The following is a 16,539-nucleotide window of genomic DNA, read 5'->3' as shown; positions in this document are numbered from 1 at the left end:
CAGATGCTGCTGTCGGCTGAGAGCTGGAAGTCGGTGGTGATCGACGGGACCTCAGCCACGCGCGGCATGGCCAGCTTCAGCCGCTTCTTCGACGCCAAGGGCGCCGAAGACCTGCGGGCCTACGTCCTGACCGAGGCCAGGGCGGCGGCCCCGGCCAAGGGCCCGCCGAAGACCTAGCGATCACGACTGCACGCGGAAGGGCCTAATGTCGGCTGACCGCTAGGAGGCGGGCCAGGGAGGGGCTATCTGTCCGCCCATGAACGCGCCCGTGAAACTGGACACCCTGCCGCAATGGCGGCTCGACGATCTCTATGTGAGCCGCGACGATCCTCGCATCGAGACCGACCTGGCCGCGGCCAAGGCCGCCAATGACGAGCTGGTCAAGCTGAAGGGCCGGTTCGTGGCCATGCGTGGCGAGCCCCTGCGCCTTGGCGAACTGCTCGATCACGGCGTCACCCTCTATGAGACCGCCACCAACGGCCTGTGGAGCGTGGGCGCCTACGCCTCGCTTGCCGCCTCGGTGGCGCGCGACGACGCGGCCTGGGCGAAGTTCGAGGGCGACCTGCGCACGAGATCCTCGCAGATCGCCGCCGAGAGTCTGTTCTTCACGCTGGAGCTCAACCAGCTTGAGGACAACGAGTTGGAGATGGCCTTCAAGGCCCATCCGCCCGCCGCCCGCTGGCGGCCCTGGATGCGCCGGGTGCGCCTGTCACGGCCGCACGAGCTGTCGCCCGACCTGGAGCGCATCCTGATCGATCGCGGGCCGGCCGTGGCCAACTGGACGCGGCTCTATGACGAGACCCTGGCCAAGCTGACCGCCAAGGTCGGCCGCGAGAGCCTGACTTTGCCCGAGGCGCTGAACCGGCTCTCCGATCCCGACGCCGCGCGTCGCAAGCAGGCCGCCACGGCGCTCGCCAAGGCGCTGGAGGAGCGGACGCCCAACCTGGCGCTCGCCATGAACACGCTCGCCTTCGAGAAGCAGGTCGAGGATCGCTGGCGGAAGTATCCCGACCCCGCCGCCTCGCGCCACATCGCCAACGAGGTGGACGCCGACGCGGTGGAAGCCCTGGAGGCCGCCGTGGTCGAGGGCTATCCCTCGATTAGCCACCGCTACTATGCGCTCAAGGCCAAGGTCATGGGTCGCAAGACCCTGGACTATTGGGACCGCAATGCGCCCCTCGACACCGCCCAGCCCCGCACCTACGGCTGGGACGAGGCCAAGGGCATGGTGCTGGAGAGCTTCTCCGACCTGGCCCCCAAGTTCGCCGACACCGCCCAGACCTTCTTCGCCCAGCCTTGGATCGACGCACGGCCTCGCGCCGGCAAGCAGTCGGGCGCCTATTCCCATCCGGTCACCGCCGACCGCCACCCCTATGTGTTCCTGAACTACATGGGCGAGCGGCGCGATGTCCTGACCCTGGCGCATGAGCTGGGCCACGCGGTCCACCAGACCCTGTGCAGCCCGCTGGGCACCCTGCTGGCCGATACCCCGCTCACCCTGGCCGAGACGGCTTCGATCTTCGGCGAGGGCCTGGTGTTCGAGCGCCTGCTGGCCGGCGCGTCCAAGGCCGAGCGGATGGGCCTGCTGGCCGGCAAGATCGAGGACGGCCTCAACACCGTGGTCCGCCAGATCGCTTTCCACCGGTTCGAGACCCGCTTCCACGCCGCGCGGCTGGAGGGCGAACTGTCCCCCGAGCACATCAGCGGCATCTGGCTGGACGTCATGTCCGAAAGCCTGGGACCCGCCGTGACGCTCAACGCCGGCTACGAGCACTACTGGGCCTATGTCAGCCACTTCGTGCACGCGCCCTTCTATGTCTACGCCTACGCCTTCGGCGATCTGCTGGTCCGTGGCCTGATGGAGAAGCGCCGTGAGGATCCGGCCGCCTTCGCTCCGCTCTACGAGGACCTGCTCGCCGCCGGCGGCACCCGGACCTATGTGGAGGCGCTGAAGCCCTTCGGCCTCAACCCGCGCGAAAAGGCCTTCTGGGCGGCGGGGGTAAAGCAGCTGGAGCGCCTGGTCGACGAGTTCGACGAGCTGGTGGGGTAGGGGCTAGCCCAGCGGAATCCAGATCTCGACGCCGCCATAGCCGGTCAGGGTGTCGAAGGACGGCCTGTGGCGCTCGATGGTGGGCGCCTCGGCCAGGGTCTTGCCGTGGTCCGGCAGCCAGTCGTTCCAGATCGCGCCATAGGTCTGGCGGATGGTCGAGACGTGGTCGTCGTGACCGAACACCGCATAGTCGCGCGGCGGGATGCGCAGGCGCGAGAGGTCGGCCGGGGCGTCGAAGAAATCGCGCACCTCCGCGGCGGCCATGTACTGGAACCGGCCTTCGTCGTCCGGGTCGGACACCACCCCGATGGGGATCGGCTGAACCCGGTTTCCGACCTCCCCGAAACGCGGCGCGAACGAACGCCACAGGCCGGTGATCGTGGGTCCGTCCTCGAAGGCGCAGCGACGCGAAAGGCCCGCCGCCAGGATTTCACCCGCGGCTTCCAGCCGGGGCGGCGCGAGGCGCGGGGTCGAGCGGGCGGGCGCGATCAAGGGCTCGGCCAGATCTAGACCCTCGGTCGAGCCGCGTCGGCGGATCGCTTCCGGTGTGGCGCCGAACTGGCCTCGGAAAGCTCGCGTGAAGGCCTCGTGCGAGGCGTAGCCGCTCTCGAGCGCCAGATCGAGGATATCGCCGGCGCCCCGCGCCAGGGCCTGGGCCGCGTCGCTCAGCCGGCGGCCGCGCACGTAGTCCATCACTGGGCGGCCGGCGACTTCCCGAAAGGTGTGGGCCAGATGATGTCGCGAGACGCCGCACGCTTCGGCGATCCCGGCCAGGGTCAGCTCGGCCCCGAGATTTCGGTCGATGGTCCAGAGCGCGCGGGCGGTCAGCGACATGGCTCCACCCTTTCGCGACCCGCAATCGCGATCAAGCCCGGCTCGCTCGGTCGCGCTAGGTCATCGCCCACGACGGCGACGAAAGGACATTGCGTCATGGAATATCGGACCGCGACGGACCTGGCCGCCGACCTGCGCGCCCGCAGGATGTCGGCCGAGGAACTGCTGGATCAGACGATCGAGACCATCGAGGCGATGGACGGCGCGATCAACGCCGTGGTCGTGCGTGACTTCGACCGGGCGCGTGAGGCGGCGCGAGCCGCCGACGCGGGCCTGGCGGCCGGCGACCCTCGGCCGCTGCTGGGTGTGCCGATGACGGTGAAGGAGGCGTTCAACGTGGCGGGCCTGCCCACCACCTGGGGGCTGCCGGGGACGGAGGCCATTCCCATCTATGAAGACGCGGTGATCGTCGGGCGGCTCAAGGCGGCAGGGGCGATCATCGTCGGCAAGACCAACATCCCAGCCCTATTGGCCGACTGGCAGAGCGCCAATCCCGTCTACGGCGTCACCCGCAATCCCTGGGACCTGTCACGCACGCCCGGCGGCTCCTCCGGAGGCGGGGCGGCGGCCCTGGCGGCGGGGTTCGTGCCGCTAGAGTACGGCTCCGACATGGCCTCGTCGCTGCGCGCGCCGGCGCACTTCTGCGGGATCTACGCGCACAAGCCGACTCATGGCCTGACCCCAAGCCGTGGGTTCGCGCCGCCTGGCGCGCCAGCTGCCTGCCCGGCTCCCGAGATCGATCTGGCGGTCGTGGGTCCGATGGCGCGCAGCGCCGAGGACTTGGACCTGGCGCTGCAGATCACCGCCGGGCCGGACGCCCATCAGGCCACAGCCTATCGCCTTCAACTGCCGCCGCCTCGCCACGCCGCGCTGAAGGAGTACCGGGTCCTGGTTCTGGATCAGCACCCGCTCGTTCCCACCTCCGACTCTATCCGCGCCGCCATCGCCGAGCGCGCCACGCGGCTGGAGGCGCTGGGCTGTCGGATCGGCCGGAGCAGTCCGCATCTCCCCGACCTGGTGCAGACCGCGGACACCTTCGTCGAACTGCTGATGGCTCAGTTGAGCGCAGACGAGCCGGATACCGACGCCGCCGACGGAGAGGGATCGCCCAGCCACCGCGACTGGATCGCCGCCGACAGGCTGCGGACAGCCTTCGCGCAGCAGTGGCGCGAACTGTTCAGGGACTGGGATGTGGTGCTGTGTCCCTCGATGCCCACCCAGGCCCCCCGACTGAACGGGGCGAGCTCGCCAGACGCCATCGAGGCCGAAGGTGTCTTTGTTCCTTACCAGGCTCAGCCGCTATGGGGGACGCTGGCGACCCTGACAGGCAATCCGGCCACGGCGTTTCCCGCGGGCCTGGACGCGATGGGCCTGCCGATCGGCCTGCAGGCTGTCGGGCCCTATCTGGAGGACCGCACCACCATCGGTTTCGCGGGCCTAATGGCGCGGGAGTTCGGCGGGTTCGTGGTCCCGCCGTTCCCCTGGCGCGGCTAGAGGCCCAGCACCGCCTTGGCGATGATGTTGCGCTGGATTTCGTTGGTCCCGGCGTAGATCGAGCCCGCGCGGTCGTTGAGGTACTTGGCGGCGACCGTCAGGCTGTGGTCGGGACCCACGTGGCCTTGATCAACGGGCGGCCGGTAGTTCGGCGTCGGGCCACCGGGGCGGGTGGCGTGGGGCTGATAGGCCGCGCCGTAATCTCCGGCGGCCTCCAGGGCGAGTTCGGTCAGACGCTGGCTGAGCTCGGTGCCGACGGTCTTCATCATCGAGGACTTGGCGCCCGGGGCGTCGCCTTGGCTGAGATTGGCCAGGATCTGCAGCTCCACCGCCGCCAGGGCGTCGATCTCGATGGCGAGCGCGGCGAGGCGCGGTCCGAGGTCCGACAACACGCCTTCGCGAGCAGCCATGTCGCGCACCCGGGCGAGCCGCGCCTTGAGGCCGGGCGTCGAAACCCCGCCACCGCGCTCGAACTCCATCAGGTACTTCGCCACCGTCCAGCCCTCGCCGACCTTGCCCACCACATTGGCCTTGGGCACGCGGACATCGGTGAAGAAGACGTCGTTCTGGATGTGCTCGCCCGACAGCATCAGGATGGGACCGACCTCGATCCCCGGCGTGGCCATGTCGATCAGCAGGAAGGTGATCCCCTGCTGGGGAATCCGCTCCTGGGAGGTGCGGACCAGGCAGAAGATCCAGTTGGCGACATTGGCATGGGTGGTCCACAGCTTGTGGCCCGTGCAGACGAAGTGGTCGCCGTCGTCCACGGCCGCCATCTGCAGGGACGCCAGGTCCGAGCCCGAGCCCGGCTCGGAATAGCCCTGGCACCAGTGATGCTCGCCGGTCAGCATTCGGGGCAGGTAGTAGGCCTTCTGCTCGGTCGTACCATGTCCGATCAGCACCGGGCCGCACATCCCGATGCCCATGGGCGACAGCGGCGGGGCGCCGGCCGCGGCCATCTCGCTGGCGAAGATATAGCGCTGCGCCGCGCTCCAGCCACAGCCGCCGTACTCGACGGGCCAGGCCGGCGCGGCCCAGCCCCGCGCGTGCAGGATCGCCTGCCAGGCCATGCCAAGGTCGTGGGGGGCGTAGACGCTGGTCATCAACCTCGCCGCACGCCGCATCTCCGGGGACAGCTCGGCGTCGAGGAAGTCGCGGACCTCGTCGCGGAACGCGAGGTCTTCCGGGCTCCAGGTCACATGCATCGAGGCCTCCCATCGGCTTTTGACGCATCTTGAACAGGTGACGGACCGGCAGGCTAGGGCGGTCAGGCCGGGGCGTTCTCCCTGAAGGTCGCCATCTGGTCGGCGAGGGCTTTCCGGAAGGCGGGTCGCGCCTCACAGCGCAGGCGATAGGCCTCCAGGTTGGGATAGCGCGCCACCAGGTTGGTGTGGCGCAGGATGCGGAGCACGCTCACCATCAACAGGTCACCGGCGGTGAAGCGATCCTCCAGATAGTCCTGGTCGCCGAGGGCGGCCGACAGGGCGGCGAGACGGACGCAAGCGAAGTCCTCGGTCGCCGGCCGGTGCAGCTTGGCCCACTCGGCGTCTGACTCGAACAGGTCGATCGTGGCCAGGTTCTGGATCATGGGCTCGACGGAATTCAGCGCCGCGAACATCCAGGCGGTCATCCGCGCGCGGCCTTGGGGATCGGCCGGCGCCAAGGCCGCGGATCGCTCAGCCACACGCAGGACGATCGCGCCGGACTCGAACAGCGTCAGGCCGTCTTCCTGAAACGCCGGCACCTGGCCGAAGGGCTGCAGGCCGCGATAGGCCGCCGTGCCCTGGTCCTCGAATCCGATCAGGTGGACCTGATAGGGGAGGCCCGCCTCCTCCAGGGCCCAGCGAACACGGAGGTCCTTCACCAGGCCCTGGGCGAGGGGCGGAACCCAGCGAAAGGCGCTTAGCGTGATCATTGTCGTTCTCTCTTATCGCCGAGCTTCGCGGCCTTGCTGTTGAGGTAATTCCGCTCGGGCAGACTGGTGGTCGCGCCGGCGGCGGCGAGGTAGCAGTCGATGGCGGCGGCGCGGTCGCCGGCCATCTCCAGCAGGTGGGCGCGGACGGCGGTCAGTCGGTGATGGCCGGCGAGCCCGCCCTCAGCGTCGATGGCGTCCAGCAGGTCGAGACCCGCGCGGGGTCCGTGGACCATGGCTGCGGCCACGGCCTGGTTGAGCCGCACCATGGGATTGTCCGATAGGCCCGAAAGCACGTCGTAGAGGATGAGGATCTGGCGCCAGTCGGTGTCCTCCGCCCGCGCGGCCTCGTCGTGGACGGCGGCGATGGCGGCCTGGATCTGGTAGGGGCCGACCGGGCCCCGGGGCAGGGTGCGCGAGATCAGGGCGACGCCTTCCGCGATCATGCGCCCGTCCCAGAGTCGGCGGTCCTGGTCGGCCAGCGGGATCAGCCCGCCGTCCGGATCGCTACGCGCCGGACGCCTCGCGTCGGTCAACAGCATCAGGGCCAGCAACCCCGCGACCTCGCCGTCGTTCGGTCGCAGCGCCTGGACGGCGCGAGTAAGGCGGATGGCCTCGTTGGCCAGGTCGCGGCGCTGCAGGTCGGGACCGATGCTGCTGGCGTAACCCTCGCTGAAGATCAGGTAGAGGATGTGCAGGACCGAACCGAGGCGCTCAATCTGCTGCGCCGCCGTGGGCATGGCGAAAGCGACGCCGGACGCCTTGATGGTCTGTTTCGCCCGGCTGATCCGCTGGGCCATGGTCGCCTCGGGGACCAGGAAGGCCTTGGCGATCTCAGCCGTCGTCAGGCCGCCCACGGCGCGCAGTGTGAGCGCGATGGCCGAAGCCGGCGTCAGCGCGGGATGACAGCACATGAACAACAGCAGCAGGGTGTCGTCCGATTCTGGAACGACCTCGTCGACCGCCGCCATCGTCTGCGGGTCGTCCAGGGCCACCGCCGCCTCGCGCCGGCGCCGCGCCGCCTCGCCGCGCGCCTGGTCCGCCATGCGCCGGGCGGCGACCTGGACAAGCCAGCCGGCGGGATTAATCGGCGCGCCGTCTCGCGGCCACTGCCGGGCGGCGGCCAGCAAGGCCTCCTGCACGGCGTCCTCGGCGGCGGCGAAATCGCCGAAGCGCCTCGCGATCACGCCCAGGACCGTGGGCGCCAGGGTTCGCAGAAGGGCTGTGTCCAGCCGGGTCACATTTCCTGACCCGGCCCGCCCATCACCGCGCGAACCTGGATGGGCATATTCAGCGGCTTCCCATCCGGACCTGGCCCCGCCGAAGCCTGGGCGGCCAGCTCGAGAGCGCGGTCGAGGCTCTCGACGTCGATCATCCAGAAGCCGGCGAGGAATTCCTTGGATTCCGGATAGGGGCCGTCGGTGATCGTCGCGCCGCCGCCAGTCTTGGCGCGCACCATCCGCATCTCCTCCGGTGAGACCAGGGCGACGATCTGCACCAGCTCGCCGGACTCGACCAACGCGGCGTTGAAGGCGCGCAGGAAGGCCAGATGAGCCTCCATGGCCTCCGGCGGCCAGGACCCCAGGCCATCCTCGTCCCAGCTCTTCCCGGCGCTGTGCATCATCAGAACGTATTTCATCGTGGTGGTCCTCCGTGGCTCGCTCGTTGAATGACAGTCGGAGCCGGCCGCCGCTTCTCGACATCACGTTGCGAATAGATAGCCTGGGTCGAACAAGGGAGAACGCCGAATGGCCCAGCCGTGGATGAACAAGAGCCTGTCGCCCGATGCTCGGGCCGACCTGCTGGTCGCAGAGCTCACCCTCGACGAGATGATCTCCCTCGTCCACGGGCCGATGCCGGCCCTGCTGGAGACGCCGCCCGCCGACGCGGCCATGGGAGCGGGCTACATTCCGGGCGTCGCGCGACTGGGCATACCCCCGCTCAACGAGACCGACGCCAGCCTGGGGATCGCCAACCCCCGCAAGGTCCGCAAGGGCGACGGCGCGACCGGCCTTCCCTCGGGTCTGGCGCTGGCCTCCACCTGGGATTCCGAGCTGGCCTACGCCGCGGGTGCGATGGTGGGGTCCGAGGCGCGCGACAAGGGCTTCAACGTTCTGCTGGGCGGCGGGGCGAACCTGACCCGAGACCCGCGCTGCGGGCGCAACTTCGAGTATCTGGGTGAGGATCCGCTGCTGGCCGGCGTCCTGGCGGGCGAGGCCATCAAGGGCGCCCAGTCCAACGACATCGTCTGCACGCTGAAGCACTTCGCGCTCAACGATCAGGAGACCTGCCGCCACGTCGTCGACGCCAGGATCGACGAAGGCGCCCTGCGCGAGAGCGACCTGCTGGCCTTCCAGATCGCCATCGAGCGCGGCGATCCGGGCTCGGTCATGTGCGCCTACAACCGGGTGAACGGCGAGTGGGCGGGGGAGAATGAATTCCTGCTGACCCAGGTCCTGCGCCGCGACTGGGACTACAAGGGCTGGGTGATGAGCGACTGGGGCGCGGTCCACACCACCGCCAAGGCCGCCCTGGCCGGCATGGACCAGGAGAGCGGCGAGCAGCTCGACAAGCAGGTCTATTTCGGGGCCTTGCTGAAGGAGGCCGTCGAGCAGGGCGAGGTGCCCTTCGAGCGGCTGGCGCAGATGGTCCACCGCATCCTGCGCAGCCTGATCGCCCACGGAGTCTTCGATCGGCCGGCCGAGCGGCGCGAGACCGACTACGCCGCCAACTTCCAGGTCGCCCAGGCCGCCGCCGAGGCCGGGATCGTTCTGCTGAAGAACGACGGCGTCCTACCGCTAACTGGTGTGCGCAAGGTGGCCCTGATCGGCGCGCACGCTGATGTCGGCGTGCTGTCCGGCGGCGGGTCCTCGCAGGTGATCGCGCCCGGCGAGCAGGGGCTGGAAATCCCGGTGACCATGGGACCCTCCTCGGCCTTCTCGCGGATCACCTATCATCCGTCCTCGCCGCTCATCGCCCTACGCGGCCTGCTGGGGAACGTGGCGGTGACCTATGACGCCGGGACCGATCCGATGTCGGCGGCGGAGGCGGCCAAGGACGCCGACGTGGCCATCGTCTTCGCCGACCAGTGGTGCACAGAGGCCGAGGATCTGCCGACGCTCAGCCTGCCGGGCGATCAGGACGCGCTGATCGCCGCGGTGGCCGCGACGGGGGTCAAGACCGTCGTGGTGCTGGAGACCGGGACGCCGGTCCTGACGCCATGGCTGGCCGAGGTCTCGGCCCTGTTGCAGGCCTGGTATCCCGGCGTGCGCGGCGGCGAAGCCATCGCCCGCATCCTGACCGGCGAGGTGAACCCCTCGGGCCGCCTGCCGATCAGCTTTCCGCGCTCGACCGACGATCTCGTCCGCCCTGAGATCCCCGGGATGATCTTCGGACCGCCGGTCGAGGGAAAGACCATCCCAACTTCCTTTCCCGGCGTGCAGCAGCACAAGGGCCGCTTCTCCGTGGAGCATCCCGAGGGCGCCGACGTGGGCTATCGCTGGTTCGCGCGGGCGGGCAAGCCAACCCAGTTCCCGTTCGGGTTCGGCCTGACCTATTCGCGGTTCGGCTATTCGGGCCTGACGGTCGGCGGCGGCGAGACCCTGACGGTGAGCTTCGACGTCGCTAACACCGGCGACCTCGCCGGGATCGACACGCCGCAGGTCTATGCCGTGATCGCGGGCGGGCCGCGCCTGATTGGCTGGTCGCGCGTGGCGCTCAAGCCCGGCGAGACGAAGCGCGTGAGCGTCACGGCCGATCCCCGTCTGCTGGCCGCCTATGACACGACCCTGCCGGGGTGGCGGATCGCGGCCGGCGCGGTCGAGGTCGTCGTAGGCGCGTCGGCGGAAGACGTCGCCTTGCGGGGCGATGCGACGCTGTCGGCGCGAACTCTGAAGCCTTAGCCTATTTCGGATAGGCCACGGGATAGGGGCCGCCCAGGTTCATGTAGCGATCCCGCAGTTCGGTCTGGCGCGAGGTCATCGGTTGGCTTCGCCCCTTGATGTAGACCGCAGTCGCCTGGGACAGCGGCTCGAAGGGGTCGCCGGTCCAGATCACCAGATCGGCGTCCTTGCCGGGCTCGATGGAGCCGATGGTGTCGGACACGCCGAAGATCTTCGCCGGGTTCAGCGTCACCGCCGCCAGGGCCGCTGAATAGGGCATGCCGTAGGCCACCGCGTTGCCGGCGTTGTAGCGCATCTCCCGAACCCGGTGCGCCCCGCCGGACCCCTCGATGGCGACCATCACGCCGGCGGCCTGCAGGCGCGCGGCGTTCTCCAGCGTGGCGCCCAGCATCTCGAAGCTGTCGGGACGGTCGGTCAGCGGGTCGATGATCACCGGAACGCCGGCCGCGGCGATCTCCCGGGCCGCCTTCCACCCTTCCTCCGCGCCGCTGAGGATCACCCTGACGTTTTCCTCGCGGGCGAACTTCAGCACCGCGCGGATGTCGGCGACCTTATGCACCGCGGCGATGATCGGCATGCGCCCCTGGACCACGGGTATCAGCGCCTCCAGGTCGCTCTTGGAGAGGGCCAGGTCTCGGACACCGGCCCGGTCGTAGGCCGCGCGGTCGCGCATGTAATCGCGCACGTCGCGGAACGCGGCCTTCAGCGCCACGATCTGCGCGCCGCGAGCGCCGCCGGCCACATTGGCCCCGCCGTCGCCGAACGGTACGACCATGCCGACCTTGGGCTTCACCAGGATGTCGGCGCCCTCGGCCAGGTGGATCACGGCCGCCTGCCCGGCGAACAGGGCGTGGGACTTCGAATCGCCGCCGTCACCGGCTGTGTAGTGATCGGCGACCTCGCCGTCGTCGCTATGCTCGTCGCCCCCGCCGCCCCGGGCCGAGCGCGGCATCACCACGGCCCGCGTGATGCCCTGCAGCCGGGCCACCGGGATCAGGGTCGATTCCGGATTGAGCGCGTACTGGACGTCGAAGGACGCCCCGATCTCGGGATTGTCGACAGTCAGGTCGTCACCCAGGGAGCGGACCTCGACGGCGCCCAACAGGGTGTTGGCGGCGACCAGGCCCGGGGTCACCGTGGCGCCCTTGGCGTCGATCACGGTCACGCCCGGTGCGATGGCGAGGGCGCGGTCGGGACCGGCCACCATGGTTATCTTGCCGCCCACCACCAGGATCGTCCCATTGGCGATCTCGCCCGCCGGGCCGGCGGTGAGGATGCGCGCGTTGGTGATCGCCAGGTTCTGGGCCAGCGCCGGGGTGGAGAGCGCCGCGAGGGTCAGGGCCGCGAGGCTGACGGAGAGAGTGCGCATCAGCGGTTGGCTCCTTGGCCCAGTTCGAAGTCCGACTTGGCCTGGAAGCGCGGATCCTTGCGATCGTAGGCGATGCCGCCGTCCAGATAGACCCGCTCGGCGCGGGCGTAGATCGAGAAGGGGTTCTTGTCCCACAGCACCACGTCGGCGCGCTTGCCGGGCTGCAGGGCGCCGGTGTCCGTCAAACCCAGCGCCTTGGCCGGGTTGGAGGTGATCCAGCGCATGGCGTCGGCCTCGCTGATCTCGATGCCGCCTGCCCGCCCGGCGGCCAGGGCCTCGGCGGCCTCCTGGTTCAGGCGCTGGATGACGTCGGGGTCGTCGGACTTGATGATGGCGCAGGCGCCGGCGGCGTGGACCATGGGGACGTTGGCCTCCACCGAGTCCCAGGCTTCGAGCTTCGCCCCCCACCAGTTGGCCCAGGTGGCGGTGCAGATGTCCTCCTTCGCCAGGATGTCGGCGATCTTGTAGGACTCCAGCGCGTGGTGGAAGGCGGTGATCTTGTAGCCGAACTCCTTGGCGATCCCGATCATCTGGACCATCTCGTCGGCCCGGTAACAGTGGTTCTCCACCAGGATCTCGCCCTTCAGCACGCCGGCCAGGGTCTCGAGCTGCAGGTCGCGCTTGGGCGGGTCGGCCTTCTCGCCCTTCTCGGCCTTGGCGCGATAGTCGTCCCACTTCCGGGCGTAGTCGGCGGCGTTGATCCAGGCGGTGCGATAGCCGGCGACATTGCCCATCCGGGTCGAAGGCGCGCGGGTCCGGCTGCCATAGACCCGCTTGGGGTTCTCGCCGCAGGCCATTTTCAGGCCGTAGGGCGCGCCCGGATACTTCATGTCCTGGGTGGTGCGCGCCGGGATGTTGCGCAGGGTGACGGAGCGGCCGCCGATCAGGTTTCCAGAGCCCGGCAGGACCATGATCGTCGTCACGCCACCCGCGCGGGCCAGGTTGAAACCCGGGTCCTGCGGCCAGACCGAGTGTTCGGCCCAGACCCCGGCGGTGTTGGGGTCGGTAAGCTCATTGCCGTCAGAGTGGGCGGGCACGGAGGGGGAGGGGTAGACCCCCAGGTGAGAGTGGGTGTCGATCAGGCCGGGTGTCACATACTTGCCCCGCGCGTCGATCACCTCGTAGCCCGAGGGCGCGGCGAGGCCAGCCCCCACCGCCTCGACCTTGCCGTCGCGCAACAGCACGGTGCCGTTCTGGATCAGGCCCCCGACCCCGTCGAACACGCTGGCGCCCACCAGGGCGGTCGGCCGCGAGGGCAGGGGGCGATAGGTGGAGGCGTAGGGATCGCCATTGTTGGCCGCGTCCAGGCCCTTGGCCAGGGGCCGCGCCTTGGCGGTCTCCCCAGCTGGCTTCTTGGCCGAGGCCGCGTCCGTGGCGCACCCGCTCAGGGCCGTGGCCGCGACCAGCGCGACCGCCGTCCAAACTTGTCTCATTCCCGGAAATCCCCGCTGTCGCCAGGGGGCGATAAGACACCACCGAGCTTGCCCGAAACAAGCCGATCCGGAGGATTATTTTGCGCAATTTTGGAGCTACGAAGGCGGTTGCGCCGCGTGAAGCCTTCTCGGTCGGACCCCGCGCGCCCTTTCGCCGCTTGCCATTTTTCAAACGGGCGTTAGTCACCTTGCGCCATGTCCGACGATCTCACCGAAGGCCAAGCCGCCGTCGTTCCCGACGGATTCGTGATCAATCTGTGGCAACGCGGCTTCGGCCGCACCGTGGGTCCGTTCTATTCGCGGCGCGACGAGGCCACCAACGCCGAGGTCATGGCCTTCCGCGTGGAGGAGCACCACGCCAACGGCATGAACAACTGCCATGGCGGCATGCTGATGAGTTTCGCCGACATGGCCTGGGGCCGGGTGGTCTCCAACCAGCGCGAGATCGGTTGGGTGACCGTGCGCCTGACCACCGACTTCCTCTCGGGCGCCCACATGGGCGACTGGGTGGAGGGCACCAGCGACATCGTCGCCGAGCAGGACGACATCTTCACGGTTCGGGGCCGCATCTGGTGCGGCGACCGGACCCTGCTGACGGGGACTGGGGTCTATAAGGGGATCCGCTCGATCGTGCGGAAGCCGGGCGAGCGGGAAGTACGGGGGGTGGCGTAGATGGCTCTGGATCCGGCGATCAAGGAAGGCGCGCCCGTCGGGTACGACGACCATCCCATCCATTCCGAACCCGGCGCCCTGCCGCCCGAGGTGCAGGCGCCGCTGGCGCCGTTCCGCGGCCAGGAGCCCGACGCGCCCAAGTGGTTCCAGGACGCCATCGCCCACGAACCCGAACGCACCTTCGTGGAGTCGCTCGGCACCAAGATCGAGTTGCTGACCTGGGGCGAGATCGGAAAGCCCGGCCTGCTGCTGGCGCACGGCAACTCCGCCCACGCTGAGTGGTGGAGCTTCATCGCGCCGCTGCTTGCGACCGAGTATCGGGTCGCCTCCATGTCGCTGGCCGGCATGGGCGCCTCGGACTGGCGCGAGACCTACGCCTTCGACGACTTCGCCGAGGACGCCGAGGCCTGCGCCCGCGCGGCCGGCCTGTACGAGGGCGGCGGCAAGCCGGTCTATGTCGGCCACTCCTTCGGCGGCTCCCAGGTGTTCTTCGCCGCCATCAAGAACCCCGAGCGCATGCGCGCGGCGATCCTTGTCGATGTCGGTTTCGGCGGCCCGCCGCCGGACTCGCCGGAAGGCAAGCGGATGATGGAGGCCCAGCGTCAGCAGGTGCGCAACATCCCCACCGCCGACCGCGCCAGCCGGGTCTATCCGACCATCGAGGCGGCGCTGGCCCGCTTCCGATTCATGCCGCCGCAGGTGGCCGGCAACCTGTTCGTGGCCGACTTCATCGCACGCCGCTCGCTGAAGCGCGCGCCGATGGAGGACGGATCGGGCGAGGGCTACACGTGGCGGTTCGACCCGAACATGTGGAACAAGCTGGACCGCAGCGCGATGATGGGCATGACCGCCGACGGCAAGCCCAAGGTCTCCGTCCCCATGGCCCACATCTACGGCGAGCGATCCGTCGTCATGTCGCGACGGGCAGGGGGACAGGCCACGCCGCTGCCCGACGACATCATCGAGATCGCCATTCCCGATTCTGCCCATCACATCATGGTCGACCAACCCTTGGCCCTGGTGGCCGCGTTGCGCGCCATGCTGGCGGTCTGGCCGACTTGAGCCCGAGCGCGGGTTCGTGTAGTCCCGGCTTCAACTGATATCGTTCGAGAAGAGAGACCGCCCCGCCATGGCTTCCGACTATCACCGCGGCGAAATGGATATCCAGGAACAGACGGCGACCTACGATCTGTTCATGGCCCTGACGAAGTGGGGCTCGCTGGCGCTCTCCGCCCTGCTGATCACCATCACCCTGTGGTTCTGCACCGAAACGGGCTTCCTCGGCAGCTTCGCCGCGGGCGTCATCGTCACCGTCCTGGGCATCTTGCTCCTGCGGGACTCCAAGGGCGCCGGCCACTAGGTCGATCCACCTGCGATAGCGCGCTGAACCCCCGTTCCGGTCAGGCCGGAACGGTCGGCGGCTTGATGTCCGGCGTTTCAAACAGTTGTTCGAAAATCACGGTTTGCTCGCTGGACAAGCTGTCACGGCCGCTCGTATGGTCCGGCTGCTTTCGTCGGGTTTCAGGGGGTCCGTAAGCGCATGGCCGTTATCGCCGTCACCAAGGAACGCCGCTTCGCCGAGACGCGCGTGGCCGCCACCCCGGAGACGGTGAAGAAGCTGATCGCCGCCGGGTTCTTGGTCACGGTCGAGGCCGGGGCCGGGACCGCCGCTTCGTATCAGGACGCCGACTACGAAGCCGCCGGCGCGACGCTCTCCAAGACCGCCAAGGACGCCATCGGCAAGGCCGATATCGTGTTCAAGGTGCGCGCGCCCGCCGACGAGGAGATCGCGGCGCTGAAGGCCGGCGCCATCGTCGTCGCCACGCTCAACCCGCACCAGGACAAGGACGCGCTGAAGGCGCTCGCCGCCAAGGGCGCCACCGCCTTCGCCATGGAGTTCGTGCCCCGGATCACCCGGGCCCAGGTGATGGACGTGCTGTCCTCCCAGGCCAATCTCGCGGGCTACCGCGCGGTGATCGAGGCCGCCGAGGCCTATGGCAAGGCCATCCCGAGGATGATGACGGCGGCGGGCACGGTGGCCGCCGCCAAGGTGTTCATTATGGGCGTCGGCGTCGCCGGCCTGCAGGCCATCGCCACCGCGCGGCGCCTCGGCGCGGTGGTCACCGCCACCGACGTTCGGCCCGCCACCAAGGAGCAGGTCGAGAGCCTGGGCGCCAAGTTCCTCGCCGTCGAGGACGAGGAGTTCAAGAACGCCCAAACCGCTGGCGGCTACGCCAAGGAGATGAGCCCAGAGTACCAGGCCAAGCAGGCCGAACTCGTCTCCAGCCACATCGCCAAGCAGGACATTGTCATCACCACCGCCCTGATCCCCGGCCGCCCGGCGCCCAAGCTGGTCAGCGCCGAACAGGTGGCGTCGATGAAGCCCGGCTCGATCCTGGTCGATCTGGCCGTCGAGCAAGGCGGCAACGTGGTCGGCGCCAAGCTGGGCGAGGTGGCGGTCACCACCAACGGCGTGAAGATCCTGGGCGTCCCCAACCTGCCTGGCCGCGTGGCCGCCGACGCCTCGGCGCTCTACGCCCGCAACCTGTTCGCCTTCGCGGGCCTCTTCCTCGACAAGGACGGCGCCTTCGCCCCCGACTACGAGGACGAAATCCTGAAGGCCGCCCTCGTCACCCAGGGCGGCGCCGTCGTCCATCCCGCGCTCACCGCCTGACCCCGAGGGACAAGATGGAAGCTGTCGATCCCACCGTCTTCCGCCTGGCGATCTTCGTCCTGGCGATCTTCGTCGGCTACTACGTGGTCTGGAGCGTGACGCCGGCCCTGCACACCCCGCTCATGGCGGTGACGAACGCTATCTCCTCGGTGATCATCGTCGGCGCCCTGCTGGCCGCCGCCGCCCACAGCCCCGACGG

General features: G+C 69.2%; 15 protein-coding genes. 8 read left to right on the top strand and 7 right to left on the bottom strand.

Going from position 1 to position 16,539, the window contains the following annotated elements:
- Positions 1-256: 256 nt before the first annotated feature.
- Entirely contained in the window at positions 257-2,050 is a 1,794-nt protein-coding gene (locus tag RMO04_RS18680; protein WP_309646274.1) for a M3 family oligoendopeptidase, read from the top strand.
- A gap of 3 nt (positions 2,051-2,053) precedes the next feature.
- Here the strand turns inward: RMO04_RS18680 and RMO04_RS18675 are convergent, their stop codons facing one another.
- Positions 2,054-2,884 carry an AraC family transcriptional regulator gene (locus RMO04_RS18675; RefSeq protein ID WP_309646273.1) on the bottom strand — a complete coding sequence of 277 codons (831 nt, stop codon included), beginning with the start codon at positions 2,882-2,884 and terminating at the stop codon, positions 2,054-2,056.
- A 96-nt stretch (positions 2,885-2,980) separates the two neighbouring features.
- On the opposite strand from RMO04_RS18675, the gene RMO04_RS18670 reads away from it, so the two are divergent.
- On the top strand, positions 2,981-4,378 hold the full coding sequence (locus tag RMO04_RS18670; RefSeq protein WP_309646272.1) for an amidase family protein: 1,398 nt from the start codon (positions 2,981-2,983) through the stop codon (positions 4,376-4,378).
- Here RMO04_RS18670 and RMO04_RS18665 read toward each other — a convergent pair.
- The 4 genes from RMO04_RS18665 to RMO04_RS18650 all read right to left on the bottom strand — a co-directional run bounded on the left by RMO04_RS18665 (position 4,375) and on the right by RMO04_RS18650 (position 7,929).
- Positions 4,375-5,583 carry an acyl-CoA dehydrogenase family protein gene (locus RMO04_RS18665; RefSeq protein ID WP_309646271.1) on the bottom strand — a complete coding sequence of 403 codons (1,209 nt, stop codon included), beginning with the start codon at positions 5,581-5,583 and terminating at the stop codon, positions 4,375-4,377. The two genes, RMO04_RS18670 and RMO04_RS18665, sit on opposite strands and share 4 nt — an antisense overlap.
- A gap of 62 nt (positions 5,584-5,645) precedes the next feature.
- A complete protein-coding gene (locus tag RMO04_RS18660) occupies positions 5,646-6,293 on the bottom strand; it encodes a glutathione S-transferase family protein (protein WP_309646270.1) in 648 nt (215 codons plus the stop codon).
- Positions 6,290-7,531, bottom strand: coding sequence for a DUF6596 domain-containing protein (locus RMO04_RS18655; protein WP_309646269.1), 1,242 nt, complete (start codon positions 7,529-7,531; stop codon positions 6,290-6,292). The genes RMO04_RS18660 and RMO04_RS18655 overlap by 4 nt, the downstream gene beginning before the upstream one ends.
- Positions 7,528-7,929: a YciI family protein gene (locus RMO04_RS18650; protein WP_309646268.1), complete on the bottom strand. Its 402-nt coding sequence runs from the start codon at positions 7,927-7,929 to the stop codon at positions 7,528-7,530. The genes RMO04_RS18655 and RMO04_RS18650 overlap by 4 nt, the downstream gene beginning before the upstream one ends.
- A gap of 109 nt (positions 7,930-8,038) precedes the next feature.
- Between RMO04_RS18650 and RMO04_RS18645 the strand changes: the two genes are divergently transcribed.
- Positions 8,039-10,192, top strand: a complete 2,154-nt coding sequence (locus RMO04_RS18645) for a beta-glucosidase (RefSeq protein WP_309646267.1) — start codon at positions 8,039-8,041, stop codon at positions 10,190-10,192.
- Position 10,193: 1 nt separating this feature from the next.
- Here the strand turns inward: RMO04_RS18645 and RMO04_RS18640 are convergent, their stop codons facing one another.
- Together RMO04_RS18640 and RMO04_RS18635 are read right to left on the bottom strand one after the other, a co-directional pair.
- On the bottom strand, positions 10,194-11,561 hold the full coding sequence (locus tag RMO04_RS18640; protein ID WP_309646266.1) for an amidohydrolase family protein: 1,368 nt from the start codon (positions 11,559-11,561) through the stop codon (positions 10,194-10,196).
- Entirely contained in the window at positions 11,561-12,994 is a 1,434-nt protein-coding gene (locus RMO04_RS18635; protein WP_309646265.1) for an amidohydrolase, read from the bottom strand. The genes RMO04_RS18640 and RMO04_RS18635 overlap by 1 nt, the downstream gene beginning before the upstream one ends.
- Positions 12,995-13,189: 195 nt before the next feature.
- Between RMO04_RS18635 and RMO04_RS18630 the strand changes: the two genes are divergently transcribed.
- The 5 genes from RMO04_RS18630 to RMO04_RS18610 all read left to right on the top strand — a co-directional run.
- A complete protein-coding gene (locus RMO04_RS18630; protein WP_309646264.1) occupies positions 13,190-13,666 on the top strand; it encodes a PaaI family thioesterase in 477 nt (158 codons plus the stop codon).
- The gene (locus RMO04_RS18625) at positions 13,667-14,728 is read left to right on the top strand and encodes an alpha/beta hydrolase (protein ID WP_309646263.1); all 1,062 of its coding nucleotides are present in this window, start codon (positions 13,667-13,669) and stop codon (positions 14,726-14,728) included.
- Between the two features lie 67 nt (positions 14,729-14,795).
- Complete coding sequence (locus RMO04_RS18620; protein ID WP_309646262.1) at positions 14,796-15,026, top strand: aa3-type cytochrome c oxidase subunit IV; 231 nt, start codon at positions 14,796-14,798, stop codon at positions 15,024-15,026.
- Between the two features lie 180 nt (positions 15,027-15,206).
- The gene (locus RMO04_RS18615) at positions 15,207-16,340 is read left to right on the top strand and encodes a Re/Si-specific NAD(P)(+) transhydrogenase subunit alpha (RefSeq protein ID WP_309646261.1); all 1,134 of its coding nucleotides are present in this window, start codon (positions 15,207-15,209) and stop codon (positions 16,338-16,340) included.
- A gap of 14 nt (positions 16,341-16,354) precedes the next feature.
- A partial coding sequence (locus RMO04_RS18610) for a proton-translocating transhydrogenase family protein (RefSeq protein ID WP_309646260.1) occupies positions 16,355-16,539 on the top strand: 185 nt, incomplete at its 3' end.

This window comes from Phenylobacterium sp., assembly GCF_031412415.1.
GTDB lineage: Bacteria > Pseudomonadota > Alphaproteobacteria > Caulobacterales > Caulobacteraceae > Phenylobacterium.
This window is presented reverse-complemented; position numbering and strand designations above follow the sequence as displayed.